13 protein-coding genes are annotated in these 16,381 nt (G+C 47.6%); 6 read left to right on the top strand and 7 right to left on the bottom strand.

Annotation, left to right across the window (positions count from 1 at the left end):
• The first annotated feature begins 4 nt into the window (after positions 1 to 4).
• Positions 5 to 1,717, top strand: a complete 1,713-nt coding sequence (locus LZG74_RS20390) for a GMC oxidoreductase (RefSeq protein ID WP_233798345.1) — start codon at positions 5 to 7, stop codon at positions 1,715 to 1,717.
• A 35-nt stretch (positions 1,718 to 1,752) separates the two neighbouring features.
• Entirely contained in the window at positions 1,753 to 1,941 is a 189-nt protein-coding gene (locus LZG74_RS20385; RefSeq protein WP_026632084.1) for a hypothetical protein, read from the top strand.
• Positions 1,942 to 1,971: 30 nt separating this feature from the next.
• Here the strand turns inward: LZG74_RS20385 and LZG74_RS20380 are convergent, their stop codons facing one another.
• Both LZG74_RS20380 and LZG74_RS20375 read right to left on the bottom strand, forming a co-directional pair.
• A complete protein-coding gene (locus tag LZG74_RS20380) occupies positions 1,972 to 2,172 on the bottom strand; it encodes a KTSC domain-containing protein (protein WP_233798344.1) in 201 nt (66 codons plus the stop codon).
• A gap of 12 nt (positions 2,173 to 2,184) precedes the next feature.
• A complete protein-coding gene (locus tag LZG74_RS20375; protein ID WP_233798343.1) occupies positions 2,185 to 2,868 on the bottom strand; it encodes a lipid-binding SYLF domain-containing protein in 684 nt (227 codons plus the stop codon).
• A 219-nt stretch (positions 2,869 to 3,087) separates the two neighbouring features.
• Between LZG74_RS20375 and LZG74_RS20370 the strand changes: the two genes are divergently transcribed.
• Together LZG74_RS20370 and LZG74_RS20365 are read left to right on the top strand one after the other, a co-directional pair.
• Positions 3,088 to 3,567, top strand: a complete 480-nt coding sequence (locus tag LZG74_RS20370) for a Dps family protein (protein ID WP_026632087.1) — start codon at positions 3,088 to 3,090, stop codon at positions 3,565 to 3,567.
• 105 nt (positions 3,568 to 3,672) lie between these two features.
• Complete coding sequence (locus LZG74_RS20365) at positions 3,673 to 4,998, top strand: cytochrome P450 (RefSeq protein WP_233798342.1); 1,326 nt, start codon at positions 3,673 to 3,675, stop codon at positions 4,996 to 4,998.
• Positions 4,999 to 5,063: 65 nt separating this feature from the next.
• On the opposite strand, the gene LZG74_RS20360 is transcribed toward LZG74_RS20365, so the two are convergent.
• The 4 genes from LZG74_RS20360 to LZG74_RS20345 all read right to left on the bottom strand — a co-directional run bounded on the left by LZG74_RS20360 (position 5,064) and on the right by LZG74_RS20345 (position 12,161).
• Positions 5,064 to 6,014: a metallophosphoesterase gene (locus LZG74_RS20360; RefSeq protein ID WP_233798341.1), complete on the bottom strand. Its 951-nt coding sequence runs from the start codon at positions 6,012 to 6,014 to the stop codon at positions 5,064 to 5,066.
• Positions 5,986 to 6,747: a 5'-nucleotidase C-terminal domain-containing protein gene (locus tag LZG74_RS20355; RefSeq protein WP_233798340.1), complete on the bottom strand. Its 762-nt coding sequence runs from the start codon at positions 6,745 to 6,747 to the stop codon at positions 5,986 to 5,988. Before LZG74_RS20355 ends, LZG74_RS20360 begins: the two co-directional genes overlap by 29 nt.
• Positions 6,748 to 6,847: 100 nt before the next feature.
• Positions 6,848 to 8,437, bottom strand: a complete 1,590-nt coding sequence (locus LZG74_RS20350) for a RagB/SusD family nutrient uptake outer membrane protein (protein WP_233798339.1) — start codon at positions 8,435 to 8,437, stop codon at positions 6,848 to 6,850.
• Between the two features lie 22 nt (positions 8,438 to 8,459).
• Positions 8,460 to 12,161 carry a TonB-dependent receptor gene (locus LZG74_RS20345; protein ID WP_233798338.1) on the bottom strand — a complete coding sequence of 1,234 codons (3,702 nt, stop codon included), beginning with the start codon at positions 12,159 to 12,161 and terminating at the stop codon, positions 8,460 to 8,462.
• Positions 12,162 to 12,481: 320 nt separating this feature from the next.
• Here LZG74_RS20345 and LZG74_RS20340 point away from each other — a divergent pair, with 320 nt between their 5' ends.
• A complete protein-coding gene (locus LZG74_RS20340) occupies positions 12,482 to 12,877 on the top strand; it encodes a hypothetical protein (protein WP_026632093.1) in 396 nt (131 codons plus the stop codon).
• A 91-nt stretch (positions 12,878 to 12,968) separates the two neighbouring features.
• Here LZG74_RS20340 and LZG74_RS20335 read toward each other — a convergent pair whose 3' ends face one another.
• Positions 12,969 to 15,011 (bottom strand): M43 family zinc metalloprotease, encoded by a 2,043-nt coding sequence (locus tag LZG74_RS20335; protein ID WP_233798337.1) that lies wholly within the window; start codon positions 15,009 to 15,011, stop codon positions 12,969 to 12,971.
• 259 nt (positions 15,012 to 15,270) lie between these two features.
• Here LZG74_RS20335 and dinB point away from each other — a divergent pair, with 259 nt between their 5' ends.
• Positions 15,271 to 16,377 carry a DNA polymerase IV gene (gene dinB / locus LZG74_RS20330; RefSeq protein WP_233798336.1) on the top strand — a complete coding sequence of 369 codons (1,107 nt, stop codon included), beginning with the start codon at positions 15,271 to 15,273 and terminating at the stop codon, positions 16,375 to 16,377.
• Positions 16,378 to 16,381: the final 4 nt, after the last annotated feature.

Raw genomic sequence — 16,381 nt, 5'->3', positions numbered from 1 at the left:
GAATATGTCAAATTTAAATATCGATTCGGTTAAGCAACGGACCTTCGATGCCATTGTGGTGGGAACGGGGATTAGTGGCGGATGGGCTGCTAAGGAGCTTACGGAGAAAGGCTTAAAGACATTGATCCTCGATCGCGGGAAGGATGTAAAACACATTGTGGACTACCCTACTGCCAACATGCAGCCCTGGGAATTCGAGCACCGCGGCCAGCCGTCCCTCGCGATCAGGCAGGCAAACCCGATGGCCAGCAAGCATTATATATTTAAGGAAGACGCCATGCATTTCGTGGTGAAAGACGCGGAACATCCTTACGTGCAGGACAAACCCTTCGACTGGATGCGCGGATATCAAGTGGGCGGCAGGTCACTTTTGTGGGCGAGGCAAACGCAGCGCTGGTCTGACTTCGATTTTGAAGGACCGGCAAGGGACGGTTTCGGTGTTGACTGGCCGATCCGCTATGCGGACATTGCACCCTGGTATAGTTACGTTGAGAAGTTTGCAGGGATTTCCGGCAACAAAGATAATTTACCCCAATTGCCTGACGGTGAATTTCTTAAACCCCATGAAATGTCTTGTGTGGAAAAACATTTCAGCGATCAGACAGCCAAAAATTACAACAATACGCGTCCCATCATTATCGGTCGCGTGGCGCATATCAGCGATCCGCAGCCCATTCACACCGAGCAGGGCCGTGCCAAATGTCAGCACAGGACCATGTGCCAGCGCGGATGTCCGTTCGGCGGGTATTTCAGTTCGAATTCTTCCACCTTGCCATGGGCTGAAAAGACGGGAAACTTTACATTGCAACCACATTCCGTTGTGCATTCCATTATCTATGATGAAAAGAAGAAGCGGGCGACAGGCGTGCGTGTAGTGGATGCATTGACCAAAGAAATGACGGAGTATTATGCCAAAATCATTTTCGTAAATGCATCAGCGATCAACTCGAACCTGATCCTGCTTAATTCTATCTCCAATCGTTTCCCAAATGGATTTGGCAATGACAATGGTCTGCTGGGAAAATTCATCGGTTTCCACAATTACAGAGGCCGCGTGAGCGCAGAATTTGACGGTTACCACGACCGAACAGTGGACGGACGTCGACCTAATGGTGCTTATATCCCGCGTTTCCGGAATGTTTTCAAACAGGAAACGGATTTCCTCCGCGGTTACGCCACCTCTTTTTCTGCTTCCAAAATGGGCGCAAAATCCAGTGAGCTGGGTGAATCATTAAAAGAAAGCCTCTTCAAGCCGGACGACAGCGGATGGAGCCTGGGTGCGCAAATGATGGGAGAAACGCTGCCTAAGGAGACGAATTTTGTAAGTCTCCATAAATCTTTGAAGGACGATTGGGGCATTCCACAGCTTAGAATGCATGTCGAATTCGATGATAATGACATGAAAATGGTCAAAGATTTTTACAACGAGCTCAGCGAAATGCTTGAAAAATCTGGTTTTTCAAATATTAAGACTTCCGATACAAATCGAAATCCAGGCAGTGAAAACCACGAAATGGGTGGCGTAAGGATGGGTAATGATCCTAAAACTTCCATGCTTAATAAATGGAACCAGATGCACGCATGCCCTAATGTGATCGTCACCGACGGAGCGTGTATGACGTCCACATCCACTCAAAATCCTTCACTGACTTATATGGCATTAACGGCAAGGGCGGTAGACCACGCGGTGAGCGAAATGAAAAAAGGGAACATTTGATGCATTATATTTGCCCCTTGAACATAAAGTAAACGATGGCGGTACAAAAATTTTTTGATGGCACACGTGTCAAAATCAAGGGCAGTAAGGACATTTGGGTGATCATCAACCACGAGTCGATACAGAAAGGTGCGACGGTGAAAATAACCGGTAAAGTGAAGTGCAGAAATGAAAAAACGGGAGAAGTGAAGTTTTGCAATGAGAAGAATTGCGAGATCCCGTGACATTGGCACACTGAGTGTATACGTTAATTATCAGTCATTTACCTTTTCAAATTCATAATTGTTTTTGATATGATTATTTAAAAATGTCCCTTTGGATCCTGAGTTCTTCATAGCCTGGTACACTTCCAAAGGAACATTTTTATAATCATACACCATCCCCGAAACATACACAATCCGCAACGTTTCGGTATCTCCGTCGTATATCATTTTTGCGACAACAGAAGATGGCATAGCAAATCAATTTTAGTTTAAATCGTCAAGCTTGTCTTTCAGGTCCGCAACCGGTTTTGAAGAGATTCTGGATGACGTGAAAATCGTGTTGGCGCTGTCCGTATTTCCGTAAAAAGTATTGTTTGCCTTGGCATCCACAGACAGTGCTGCGCCATTGATCGTCACACCTGCGAACAATCCCTTGCTTCTCGAATAAGAATAAACTTCTGCTTCCAGCTTGTAATCCGTACTCGCCGAAGAACTTCTTCCCATCGGACCGGCAGCAACAGAAAGGTCGCCGCCTAATGTAAAGCTTCCCTTGCCGATCTCCGTTAATGTTTTGCTGTTCTTGAAAATCAGGACAAGGTCAACAGCCTGAACGCCGATCTGCGCGCCTACACTGCCGCCTGTGATGGTGACAAATACCGGGTCACTCCATTCGCCTTTTGCATTTTTTACCATTGCAACGCCCTTCCCATGCTTACCGCCCACCATCAGGCCGGCATTGATCAGTTTCGGGACGATAATGATCCCTTTTGAAATGTCCAGCAATTGCGCCGGAATGCTTTCCTCCATGCTGCTGAAATCATCCAGCACGGTAACTGCCGCCCTGATCTTGTCCTCTTCCTTTCCCTGTGCCTGAACGCTTGAAATACTTCCTGACAATGTGAAAACCAGGGCCAGAACGCTGAGCAATTTGAAATTTTTCGTAATCATATTTGTAATTAAATTGTGGACTATAAAACGGAGATGCCCGTCTGACGCGTATTGAACGAGCAACTTTCAACTATCGTGCCTGCAAGTGAAAAAAACACCGAAATTGGCCACCCTTCCCCATTTTTTAAACATAAACCTTCTTTTACGTATATATATGAAACTAAATGATGTTGGTATGGTTTTGTTATAAATCAGAATCAACATTAATCCAAAAAAATCATGAATGCCGAAGCGATAAGCCTGAATGAGAAAGAAGTAAAACCTGTGGTAGACCTTCTGAACGATTACCTGGCCAATTACCACATTCACTATCAGAAATTGAGAGGGTGCCACTGGAATATCAAAGGCCAGAACTTCTTCACCCTTCACGTAAAATTCGAAGAACTTTATACCAACGCACAGCTGACCATCGACGAGATCGCCGAGCGCGTGCTCACATTAGGCAAGCCGCCACACAGCCGTTTTGCCGATTACATTAAAGAATCTTCGATCCAGGAGATCGACACCATCGGCATGTCTGACCTGGATATGGTTGAAGCATTGCTGGACGATATGGCAAAGCTGATCGAATTGGAGCGCTACTTACTGATTGCCAGCGATGAAGCGGGCGACGACGGGACCAATGATATGGTGAATCGTTTTATGCAGTTCAAAGAAAAAAACACCTGGATGCTGCGCTCTTTCGCGGGCAAAAAGTAAGCACGACCAGCTGTTTCAAGCGAATGTTACGAAACCATCCTCAATAAGGATGGTTTTTTTATGCCTTAATGACTTATTTGCATAAATTCTCTTTTGATTCCAGCCATGCGTAACATTCCCGTTTACAAGCTTGGAAGGCTGGGCATTATGGCCCCTTTCAAATTTGCCAAAAACCCTTTGCATTTCCTCCACCAGGGATTCGACGCCTGTGGCGATACATTTAAGATGAAGCTGTTCCGCGAATTTGTCGTGACCCGTGACCCGGGCTTTTTCAGGCACGTTTTGCAGCAGCATAACCGTAATTTCAAAAAGGGAAGTTCTTCAAAAATGTTACGTCCGGTGCTGGGAAACGGGCTGGTTACGAGTGATGGCGATTTTTGGTTAAGGCAAAGAAGGCTTGTTCAACCTGCATTCCATCGCGAAAGATTGCAGGAGTTGTTCCTTGCTATGGGCACTCTTACGGCTTCTTTTCTGGATGAAATGGAAGCTGTTCGCGGGAAAGATGCCGTAGACATTGATGCCAAAATGATGGGCATAACGTCCGATATCGCGCTCAAAACGCTTTTTGGAAATATGACCACGGAGGACAAAGCGCGGATTTACCAGCAGGTCAACCGGACACAAAAATACCTCGTAACCAGGGTCCGCAAGCCATACCGCGTGCCCATTATGGCTATTAATGGTGAAAACCGCCGCTTTGAAACCGATCTGTCTTATTTCAATAAACTGGTTTTTGAATTCATACACCAACGGCGCATTTCGGGCGAAAGGCCGAATGACCTGCTCCAACTTTTATTGGACAGCATTGACGAAGAAACCGGCGAGCAGATGAATGATCAGCAGATACGGGACGAGGCAATCACCATGTTTGCGGCCGGCCATGAAACGTCCGCAACGGGGTTAAGCTGGCTGTTGCTCGAATTAGCAAAGCAACCTGAAATTGTGGCGAAGATCAGGCTCGAAAGTGTCATTTTTGATAATGTGCCCACTTTTAACCAGCTCATGCAAATGCCTTATACCAGGCAGGTTGTGGAGGAAGGCTTGCGACTTTACCCGCCCGCCTGGACCATGACGCGTGAAGCAACGGTGGATCAGGAAATTGAAGGTTTTGATGTGAAATCCGGCACTTCCGTTTTCCTGTCGGTCTTCGAGCTCCACCGGAATCCGAACCTCTGGAAAGATCCGTTGACATTCGACCCAGACAACTTTAACGCCGACAATGTGAAGGACAGGCCGAAATTCAATTACCTACCTTTCGGAGCCGGGCCGAGGATCTGTATCGGGCAGCAGTTTGCCATGATGGAAATGCAGCTCATCCTTGCTTCCTTGCTCAAACGATTTGATTTTGAGGCTGATCCATCCCACCCGGTCGGTATGCATCCGCAGATTGTTTTGAAGTCTACCAACGGAATCAAATTATTCGTAAGATAAAAGGACTGATCATCTCACTGGTGGTGATCCTGACCCGACTTCATATGCAATAGATGTGCGGCTGCTCATACAAGTCCATGCCCATGCACCGGATAAACGGCCGAAACCATTTTCTTACTTTTCGATTCCCTGTCAAAATAATAGTCCAGGCGCCCGAGGTTAATGCCCGCAAAGCCGACCTGATTAATGGTCGTAACCTTGCCGTCCAGGTTCATTACATCTTCGGGAAGTTTCATGAATGTGTGCGTGTGTCCGCCAATGATGAGGTCAATGTTCCGGGTGGACTTGGCCAGGATCTTGTCGGAAACTTTGTTGTCCTTGTATTTATAACCCAGGTGCGAAAGGCATATGACCAGGTCGCAATCCTTGTCGTTTTTCAGCAATGACGCCGTTTCATTGGCTTTGCTGATTGGATCCAGATATTGGGTATCGCCGTAGTTTTTCTTATTTACCAAACCATTTAACTCAATCCCTAACCCGAAAACCCCGATTTTCAAACCTTGTTTCTCAAATATTTTGTAAGGCTGCGTTTTGCCTTGGAGCTCTGTATTGTCAAAATTATAATTGCTGACCAGGATAGGGAATTTGGCATGCGGAAGTTGTTTTACAAAGCCAGCAATGCCATTATCGAAATCATGGTTTCCCATAGTGGCGGCATCATAACCCATATCGCTCATGATCTGCAATTCAAGCTCGCCTCCATACAAATTAAAATAAGGTGTGCCCTGAAAAATGTCGCCAGCATCGAGTAAAAGGACATTTCCCTGCTCCTGCCGGATCTTTTTCACCAAAGCAGCCCGGCGTGCAACACCTCCTAGCCCCTGGTTCCGCGAGCCGTCCATTGGAAATGGTTCTATGCGGCTATGTACATCGTTGGTATGCAAAATAGTAAGTCGCACCGCAGCATCGCGGGCGAAAGATTCAAACGGATTTCCCAGCGCAAATAGAGCCGCTGTGCCTGCACTTTTTTTCAGGAAATCCCTGCGGCTATTCTTTGATAATGACAATTCTTCCATCGAGCTGAGCGGTTATTTTCTTCCCCTGACGGGTCAGGTCATTGATGTTATCCAAAAGTGCTTCACGCACTTTCTTGTTGATTTCCTTTCTTTCAATCGGGTGACGCAAACATTCCAGTTCATCGCCGCCGTCTGCCAGATAATCGTAGGTGAGCAGGTTATAGGTTTTGGTTTTATCAAAAGGCTCCCCGCCAATAGTCACGTCGTAAGCCACGCCATTCCTGATCTTCATCCGCATTCCGGAAATCGGCTCGCCTTCCTTTTTTACAATAAAGTCAATGACTTGCTGCACATTTTCTCCGGACAATTTCAGGGTAACCATTTCATTTTCAAACGGCATCAGTTCAAATACATTCGAAACCGTAATATCGCCTTCCGGAAAAGTGGTCCTTAATCCGCCCTTGGTAGATAGTGTGAATTGAATGGTCGGATCTTTTTTTAATCCCTCGGTAAGCATCGCATCGGCAAAATAGTTGCCCATGAGGGTTTCCGGATCAGACGGTTTGGTAAGCGCTTGAGCTGTCTGGCCGATGACTTTGCTCATTTCCGCCTGCATTTTAGCCTTATAAGGAAGATAATATTTTACAACGGAAGAATCCTCTGCTGTCTGATTATCAACCGCGTATTGCTTGTATTCATTTTTGGTAACAGCTAAATGTTGCTGGCAGGACGAGAAGAAGGCAAAGGCAATGGTCCAGGCCAGGGATGTAATGTGTCGCGGAGACAGGGTCATAATGCTATTTGTTGCGTTTACAAAAATAGCGAGGAAATTACGAAAAGAGACTTCCCGGCGAACCAGAAAGTCTCTTAAATTTAGTTGGCCTTGTGAAATCTTACCAGCCGTCGTTCTGTCTCAAATTCGGATTCGCATCAATTTGCGACTGCGGAATCGGATACAATTCAAGTCTTGGCGAATACGGAATCAGCACATTATCCACGATTTGATCTTCTGACATTGCCGCAATTTCTTGCTGCAATGTGCCCCACCTGCGAATGTCAAAAACGGTTGTCATTTCGCCAGTAAGCTCCAACCGGCGTTCGGTCCGGATAGCAGTGCGAAGAGCCGCAGCCGCAGTTGCTTTCGAAGGCGTAGCCTTAGCGCGGGCGCGAACACGGTTCAGGATCGGCAATGCCTGTGCCGTTTTGCCTGTTTCGAGCAATGCTTCTGCATAGCACAGCAACACATCCGAAAAACGCAACTCGATCAGGTCAGCGCTGTATCCCTGCACCGCGGCCCCGGCAGGTCGGGCAACCCTTGCCAGCTTGCCATAGGCTATGCCATATTTGAAGTCATCATGTGCCAGAGAAGCTTTGGTGCGCTTGTTCACATAGTTGCCGATCTCAGGATTATAGATAATGCTATCCCCCTCTTCCGCCCCTGCCCTGGCGCCGCCTTTGAAAACATATCTGTCCACAAGCGTGAATGGCCTGCGCGTATCTGTTTTTTCAAATAATTTATAAAAATCATAGGTCAAACCGTAGTTCGTCTGCTCGTCACCATTAACCAGCCCTGAGGGGAAAAGATTGAAAGGAAGAATGTTCCCGTTTGGATTCGACGAATTAACAAAATAGCCGAAAGAAAGCACGATCTCCCGGTTGCGTTCATTGTCCAGCGAAAACACCTCAGCAAAATCCGGAATGAGTTCGAAATCAAACTTCTCCTCATTCGCCGGACCTACTATCTCGCTGAACTTGTCAACCGCCTTCTGGTAATTTTCCGTCTTATTCAGCGGTTTCCCCGCCATTGTCAGATACACTTTGCCTAACATGGCCTTAGCAGTTCCCGCAGACACGCGTCCGAGCTCGGCACCACCACGCGAATCGGGCAGGTTTGCTTCCGCAAAGGTCAAATCAGCTATAATGGCTTCGTAGACAGCCACATCCGTTTCTTTCGGAGCAAAAATCAAATCTTCATCTGATAAAGAATTGATTTCTTTCAACAGCAAAGGCACACCGCCAAACAGCCTTACCAGGTTAAAATAAGCGTAAGCCCTCAGAAAACGCGCCTCGGCAATGTACGGATCGGCTTCCTCTTCTTCACCCGGAACAGCCCTGGCCGCATTGTCGATAACCGTATTTGCCCTGAAAATAATCTTATAAAACCGTGACCAAACTGCCTCGAAAGCACCGGAAGTCGAAACATGCCCGAACCGATAATAAGGGTCTGAACCAGAGCCCAAAATGCCAGCAGTAGCATAGCGATGCCCCGATTCTGTGAGGATAAACCGGCTCGATATATCTGAAAAATCGGGCGCCGTCCAGGCTTGGTACACCCCTATGGTTGCCTGATTGAGGCCGTCTTCGTCTTTAAATACAACCTCTTTGGTTAACGACGAATATGGAGATTCTTCCAGGTTGTCTTTGCAGGAAACAATGCCCAGCGCAAGGACAAGCATTGCCGTAATTTTAATATGGTATTTCATATTGATAGTGCTTTGATCTGAATTAGAAATTGCAGGAAATGCCAATGGTGTACGAACGTTGTGACGGATAAGCGCCATAGTCAATGCCCTGTTGTAGCAGCGACTGCGCGTAGGAACTCACCTCAGGATCAAAACCTGTATATTTTGTTGCCGTCCAGATATTGGTCCCAGTCACAAACAAGCGCGGATTTTGAACGGGCCCTAACCTTGGGATGGTGTACGAAAGGCTGAGCATTTTTAATCTGATAAAACTGCCGTCTTCCAGCATGGTAGAGTTAATGTCCCCCGAAGCAATCCCGCGCTGAATACCAGGATATTTTACATTGTTATGCGGGTTTGATTCGGTATAGCGGTTGTTGTACCAATCCTCAGACTGATTAAATCCTACACCGCCGTAATCGACCACACCATTATTAATGTAAAAATTGGTAAGATTCAGGACATCATTCCCAACAGAACCCGTAAAGAGTGCATTTACTGAGAAATTGCGCCAGGTCAGATCATTGCTCCAACCGAACGTAAAGTCGGGCGTTGATTTGCCCAACACGATCCGGTCATCGGCAGTGATAATGTTATCGCCGTTTATATCTTCGTAAATCCAGGCACCGTAAAGCGGTGTGCCTTTTGAACCCGCAGGACGCGGTCCTTCAAATGTCGGGAAAGTAGGATTTCCGTTGCTGTCGAAGGAGGAAGTCTGCGTCAAACCCGACACGCGGAAGCCGAAAAAGCGCCCTACTTCCTCACCCGGCGTGAGTATACCCGAAACGCCTCCAAGCAAGTTTCCATTGATGCTCACATAATCAGGCTGTGTACGTTCTCCCAGGTCGACCAATGTGTTTATATTGCGCGAAAGATTCAAACGGGAAGAGAATGTTATATTTTTCTTCTGGATAATGTTTGCCTGAATGCTAAGCTCCACCCCGCGGTTACGCATTGTCCCGTAGTTATCGATAATTGTCCCCACACCCGATTGCGTAGGCACTTTCCTGGGTTGCAGCAGATCTGACGTTACTTTATTGTAATAATCAAAACTGAAAACCAATCTGTCGCGCGCTGCATTAAAATCTGCTCCGATGTTAAACTGGCGAGTACGTTCCCAGGTTAGGTTTGGATTGGCGATGGAGTTCGGATAAATGCCCGTATTGATTACGCTGCCGTCGCCGCCAGGTCCCATTTCATAAAATCCGCTGGTGTATTGGGATAATGAAGAATAAGGGCCGATGGCCTGGCTTCCCGTCTCACCGAAAGAAGCCCGAAGCTTTGTGTTGGACACAAATGTTACGCTCTTCATAAACTCCTCCTGTTCCAGGTTCCACGCAAGCGCTACGGATGGAAACACGCCATATTTATTGTTGGCGGCAAAAGCCGAAGCACCATCGATCCTTACGGAAGTGTTTAACACATACTTTCCTTTGTAAGTATAATTGGCGCGAAGAAAGCCTGACTGTAATATCCGCTGCTCTTTAAAGGAACCGATGCCCTGGGATTGCGCACTTCCAATGTTGTCGACACCGAAAAACGGAACATCAAAACCGGAATAGTTAGTGCTGACGAATTCAACAGTCTGGTCGTTATATTCCACACCCAATGTCGAATTCAGATAGTGATCTTTCTTGAATGTCTTTTCGTACTGGAAGTACGCATTGACGTTATAACTATACGTATTGGATGTGTTGTTGCTACCGCGACCTTTAACCTGGTTTCCATCGGCTGTGCTGGGCGGCAGAAATACATTTCTGCGCGTCAGATTCTGGTTACCGCCCAGGCTGACCACAAGCTGCAAACCATCAGCGAGCTTGAAATAATTCTCAATGTTAAGCACCGAATAATCGTTCTGCGTAACATCGTGCTTGGCCATTAGCTCATTTACAGGATTGGCAAAATAGTAACCCTGATAGTTCGGGATTCCCAGGCTGTTGTTTCCCAGATAGTCCACCGCAAGTGTTGGAGCGGCACGAAGGCCGTCCATTAAACCACCCGAGTTGGGCCATGCGCGCGAGGCTGTCACGGCGCGGTTAGACTTCTGCCTGGTGAAAGCAACCTGGCCTTTTACATTATACCAATCGTTGATCTCATTATTGAGGTTAACCCTCAAACTGGCCCTGTTGTTATTGGAATTAATGATCGTTCCTTTTTCTCTCAGATAATTTCCGGATATGTAATAGGAAGATTTCGGGCTGCCGCCGGAAAGGCTTAGCGTAATATCTTCGCGGAAGCTGGGCTGCGTTACTGCCTCTACCCAATCGGTGTTTGTAAGCGCGCTATCCAGATTTTCAAATGGTGCCTGGCGTCCGGAAATGATATAGCTTTCATTGATGGTTTCTGCATATTGCCGCGAATTCATCATTTTGATCGGATTAGCGATCGTCCCGAAAGAGGTTTTATTCACCAGTTCCACACGACCTTCGCCACGCTTACCCGATTTTGTAGTGATCAAAACAACCCCGTTAGCACCTCTGGAACCGTAAATGGCCGTTGCCGATGCATCTTTCAGGATCTCCATGCTCTCAATGTCATTGGGATTAATGCCATACAATCCATTTTGAGAATAAGCGCCCGTAAAGTTTGCGCCCGCTTCCCGGTAAGGAGGCATAGGAAAGCCATCGATCACATATAACGGCTCGTTATTGCCGCTCAATGAATTATTTCCCCGGATCCTCACCACAGTGGACGCTCCCGGTTCACCAGAAGATTCGACCACCGAAACTCCCGTGGTGCGACCTTGCAATGCCTGATCCACTGTATTCACGACAGCCGATTTATATTCCTGGGACGAAACCCGGGAAGTCGAACTCGCCAGATCGCGCTTGCTTTGGGCTCCATAACCTACCACAACCACTTCATTCAAGGCTTTGGCTTCGGGAACCAGCTGCACATTAAACTTTGCCTGGTTTCCTACCGGGACTTCTTTCGTTGCAAAACCAATAAAAGTAAAGACAAGAATGGCTCCCTTAGCAGGCACCTTCATCTCAAACGTCCCTTCCGGACTCGTTTCGGAAACGATTTCCGTTCCTTTTACGAGGACCCTGACACCGGGCAATCCAAGGCCTTTCTCATCAACAACTTTCCCTGAAACGGGCTTGGCATCTGCGCCTAACTGCGGCCCGGCCTGTGGATTACCATTCAGGTTCAACGAATCCGGCTGAGTTGAGACTGGTTGTCCGACGGGGGGGTGCGCGGTGGTTGGCTGCGCAGCTGCGGGTTGTGCCGGCTGCGTTGCCGATTGCTGTGCAGGAACATTGCCAACCGGCGTCTGCTGTTTCGTACTGTCGGGCTTTGCAGCTCCTGCGGCTGGCGTAGCTTGTGGTTGTGCCGCACCCGGCTGGGCCGCACCCGGCCGAGCCGCACCCGGCCGAGCCGTAGAATCCGGCTTCGCTGCTGGTTTTACCAGGGGGTCAAAATTCTGGGTTGGCTTTACGAGCGGGGCTGCGGAACTTGTATCAGTAGATGTTTTTGTCTTTGGGAGGGTATCGGTTGCGGGTTTTGTCGGCGCTGCCGGTGTTGCTTGTGCTGGTGCCGCGGGAGTGGCGGCTGGCGATTGCGCCGGAATGGGTTGTGCTGCGGGCTTGGGCAGGGAATCTTTTTTAGCGGAATCGGGTGTTACCTGCTGCGCGTAGGTGCTTGTAACTGCGAGCAGGCAAAACAAAAGCAAGACCCTACCCCTCTGAAAAATGAGATTGCCCGTGCCAGGCTCTACCTCACCTAATCGTTGAGTTGTTTGCATATATTTATCGTTTGGCTAAGTGATAGGACTGAGTCCTGAAATGAATACGTATAGTGCACGACAAAAATCATACCGCTATGTTTCCAGCGGTGATAACAGCGATTCGCACGTGCTAACCTTCACAAGTATATGTCAGCAGCGGTTACAAAAAACGACGCAGATTTCCGGCTAGAATAATTTTTTTATTTCCAAATTAATTCGCGATCGGAAGCGATTATTTTTGGAAACATGCACGTTAAGATTACATTTGTCAAAATGCCCATAACTCCTGGGATTGAGATTTGCTTTATAAAAAGGAGTGCAAGAAACTAAATACAACCATGAGCCAGGAACAACTGCTGACCGCCGATTATATTGATTCTCAGATAGGAAATGTAATCGAATATTATATCCGCTGGGATTTTGAAGAAGATCCTTTTTTCGGGAAAGCAAGGATAAAAGGCTTGGTAGATGATGACTTTGGCAAGTTGAAAATAATCTGTGACGTGATCGAAGGAAGCGATCTGGAACTGGCCTACGAGGAAGAAGAAGTGTTCATGTTTTCCGACAACCACCCGATCTATGCCGGAACATTGCCCGAAATATATTCTGCCAACTGGGTAAGTACTGATGGCAAGAAGAAAAAGCAGATCTTCATTTCCCCGCCCAACGAGAATGCAAAAGAGTTTGCTATCGCGCAGACAAACAGCAAAGTTGTTGTAAAAAGGATTTATTAATTATTTAAAATGAAAATCGGCTTAACCTGTCTGTAACAAGCGGTTAAGCCGATTTTTTATGCCTTTGAATGTAAATTTCAATGACCCGTTTCTAGTTTTTGACAATCTTCTTCGTGAGCACGCGATCTGTAAATTCTGCTTTGACAATGTACAAACCACTCGCATAATTCGTCAGGTCGAAGTCGTACACATTGCTGCTTACTTCCCCGGCTATCTGCTGTTCAGCAATTTTTTGTCCCGAAACATTATAAATGGAAACAGACCTTAATCCTTCGGGCCGCGGATAAAACTGTACTGAGACTTTTCCACTCGTCGGGTTTGGCGTTACAAGGAACCCGGCTTCTTTCAGATTCGGATTAATGGTCACCGTCCGGATATTGATATCATCCAGGAATATATCATTCTCATTTCCATTGGAGTTTACAAATGCAATAAGCACTTCTCCCTGGTTGATGAAACTGGTAATGTTGATCTCTTCACTGCGCCATTCATTAGCAGTGGGCCTGAATGCAGTTCGCGTGGCGGCAGTCCTTGTCACCAGCGAAGGTCCCCATTTCTTATAAACGCTGGTGTAAGTCTGCCCGCAATCGGTGCTGACCATTACTTGCAATGTATCCCAGACATTGCCTTCCACCGTTGAATTCGTATAGGTCGCCGCCGCCAGCTGGAACGACACATAAGCTGAATCTGTGCCCGCAATGTTGACGGTTGGAGATCTCAGGTAATCGCGCTCACCAATGGCCTCGTTACCAAAGTTGGAGATCTTTACAGATGCAGCGCCGGTTTTGGCAGCGGTTGTGGTTTTCTCCCAAGTCGTGCCTGCGTCTTCATTCACAATATCCCAGCCTTGTGGCGGGAATAAGCTTTCGAAGCTTTCCACAACCGGTGCAGCGAACGGTTCATAATATATAAAGGTCAGACTTTGCTCGTCATTGGCCGTATTCTCATCCGCAGCGCCGTTCGGGTTGGAAGTGGTGATGGTAAGGATATGGTTTCCTTCCACGGTGGAAAGTGCACCCAGATTTACAGTTGTTTCTTCAAATGTCGCTAATGAACCCGTCCACCTGAAAGTCTGCACGGTGCCGTTGTCAATCACTGCATTAATGTTCACAGAAGTAAGTGTTTCTTTTCCCCGATTTTCCAGCACAACCTGAGGTGTTAGTGAATTGGCGCAGATCCGCTGGTCAGGCCGTGTGATGGCCTTAAGGGAAGCGTCTTTGTTTTTCAGGTTCAAGGGCGTGCAGGCATCCGAGCTTGCCAGGGACAACCGGGAAAGGTTAAATGATTCATCCATCCGCACTACTTGCCCTTTGGTAAACATTATCAGGCAGTTGTCGGAAGTATAGTCCATGTAATTCTGATACATGATGCCCGGCGCGGTCTGGGTACAATTGTCTGTCTGGATGCCTGTTGGACATGTGCCTGTGCTATTGCCTTGGTTTGGCGTGTCGTCCACCTGGTCTGTTCCGTTGCAGCCGCCATTGTCGTCGCCCCAGATGTGATACAGATTGAAAAAGTGTCCCAGTTCGTGTGTCAGGGTTTTTCCGGCATTATAACCGGCCACATTTCCGCCTGGCAAGCTGCCAAAGTCAATCACCACGCCTTGCTCATCGGGCACGCCGTCATCCGGGAATGTCGCATATCCCAATGTCCCGCCCGATAGGTCGCAGATCCAGATATTCAGGTAACGATCTGTGTCCCAAGCAGTAGCGCCGCCCGTTTCAGCATGTTTTACCAAATTCGTAGTATAGTCAAAATTTGCGCGGGAAGTTGGGTACCGCTCGATCCCGGTTGTAGGTGTTTCATTGGGTGTACGCTGGGCCAGACAAAACTGGATTCCCGACTGCCCGAACAGTGCCCTGAAATGCGACGGAACGCGGCTCGCGCTTCCGTTAATACCCGCATAGTCTGCATTAATCGTGTCAAGCTGCGCCAGGATCTGTTCATCGGTTATGAGCGACTGCCTGTTTGATACAACATGAAAAACCACAGGAATAGTAACATTCGCTGTGGTTTTTAATGACTTTCCTATCACATTCCGCTGCCGGATCGCTTGTTTGAGGCGCAGCTCCCGCTGGTCAAACATGATTTTGAGTGCCGGCTGCCGCGTGAAGCGCATATTAAGTAAATCCATAGTGCTGCATCTATCCTGCGCGCGTACGTGAGCGCTTTGGGTCAGTAAAAATGCAATCAGCAGGCTGGTGACAATGTATTTTAATCGCAGTAAAAAGTATCGCATCGGGAAAATTCCGGGAATCAGATTGATATAAAAAAACTGGTTTGTAATTAAAGCGGCACCGGTTCATAAATACTTACGTAAAAAAACCAGCAAGTGATGCGAATTCTTAGTTATTTAATTTGTTTTACCTAAAATCATACCCGCTAATCTGATCATGTCAGAACCTGCTTTTTTACCGGTGCGCAAGATAATCCATATTGATATGGATGCCTTTTACGCGTCCGTTGAGCAGCGCGATTTTCCGGAATACCGGGGTAAGCCGCTGGCCGTCGGAGGCTCGCCTACCGGCCGCGGCGTGGTGGCCACAGCCAGTTATGAGGCGCGGAAATTCGGAGTAAGGTCGGCTATGTCCTCGCGCAAGGCCATCCAGCTGTGTCCCGGCATAATCTTCGTTCGGCCGCGTTTTGAGGTTTACAAGGCCGTTTCCACGCATATCAGGGAGATTTTCTCGCGCTACACCGATCTGATCGAACCACTTTCGCTTGATGAGGCATTTCTGGACGTTACAGAGGACAAGCTGGGCATCGGCTCAGCCCTGGATATTGCGGAACAGATCAAAACAGCGATTAAAACGGAGCTCAACCTGACTGCTTCTGCCGGGATCTCGGTCAATAAATTCGTGGCAAAAATCGCGTCGGACATTAATAAGCCTGACGGTCTGACATTCATAGGGCCTTCCAAAGTAGAAGCATTTATCAATGCGCAGCCGGTCGAAAAATTTTTCGGAGTAGGCAAAGTCACAGCCGATAAGATGAAGCGGATGCAGCTTTTTACAGGCGGAGACCTCAAAAAATTACCTGAAAACGAGCTGGTCCGTCATTTCGGAAAAACAGGACATTTCTTTTACAAGATCGTGCGGGGAATTGATAACCGGGAAGTGCAAACAGAACGGGAAACCAAGTCGTTGGGTGCGGAAGATACATTCATGTACGACCTCTCCACCATTGACGAAATGCATAAGGAGCTGGATAAGATCGGTGTTACGGTTTTCAACCGGCTGCACAAAAAACAGCTCAAAGGCCGCACCATTACATTAAAAATAAAGTATAGCGACTTCACCCAGATCACCCGGAACCATTCATTCGGCTCGCCCGTGGACGACCTGGACATTATCCTTGAAACAGCGAAAGATCTTCTGGCGAAAGTAGACCTGGAAGAAAAATCCGTGCGCCTGCTGGGCATTTCGCTGTCCAACTTCGGGGAGCTGGAAGTCCGGTCGAGAAGATCAAAAGACTCAGGCCAGCTCGAATTGTTCGGCTGACCTG

This window comes from Dyadobacter sp. CY327 (assembly GCF_021390415.1).
GTDB lineage: Bacteria > Bacteroidota > Bacteroidia > Cytophagales > Spirosomataceae > Dyadobacter > Dyadobacter chenhuakuii.
This window is presented reverse-complemented; position numbering and strand designations above follow the sequence as displayed.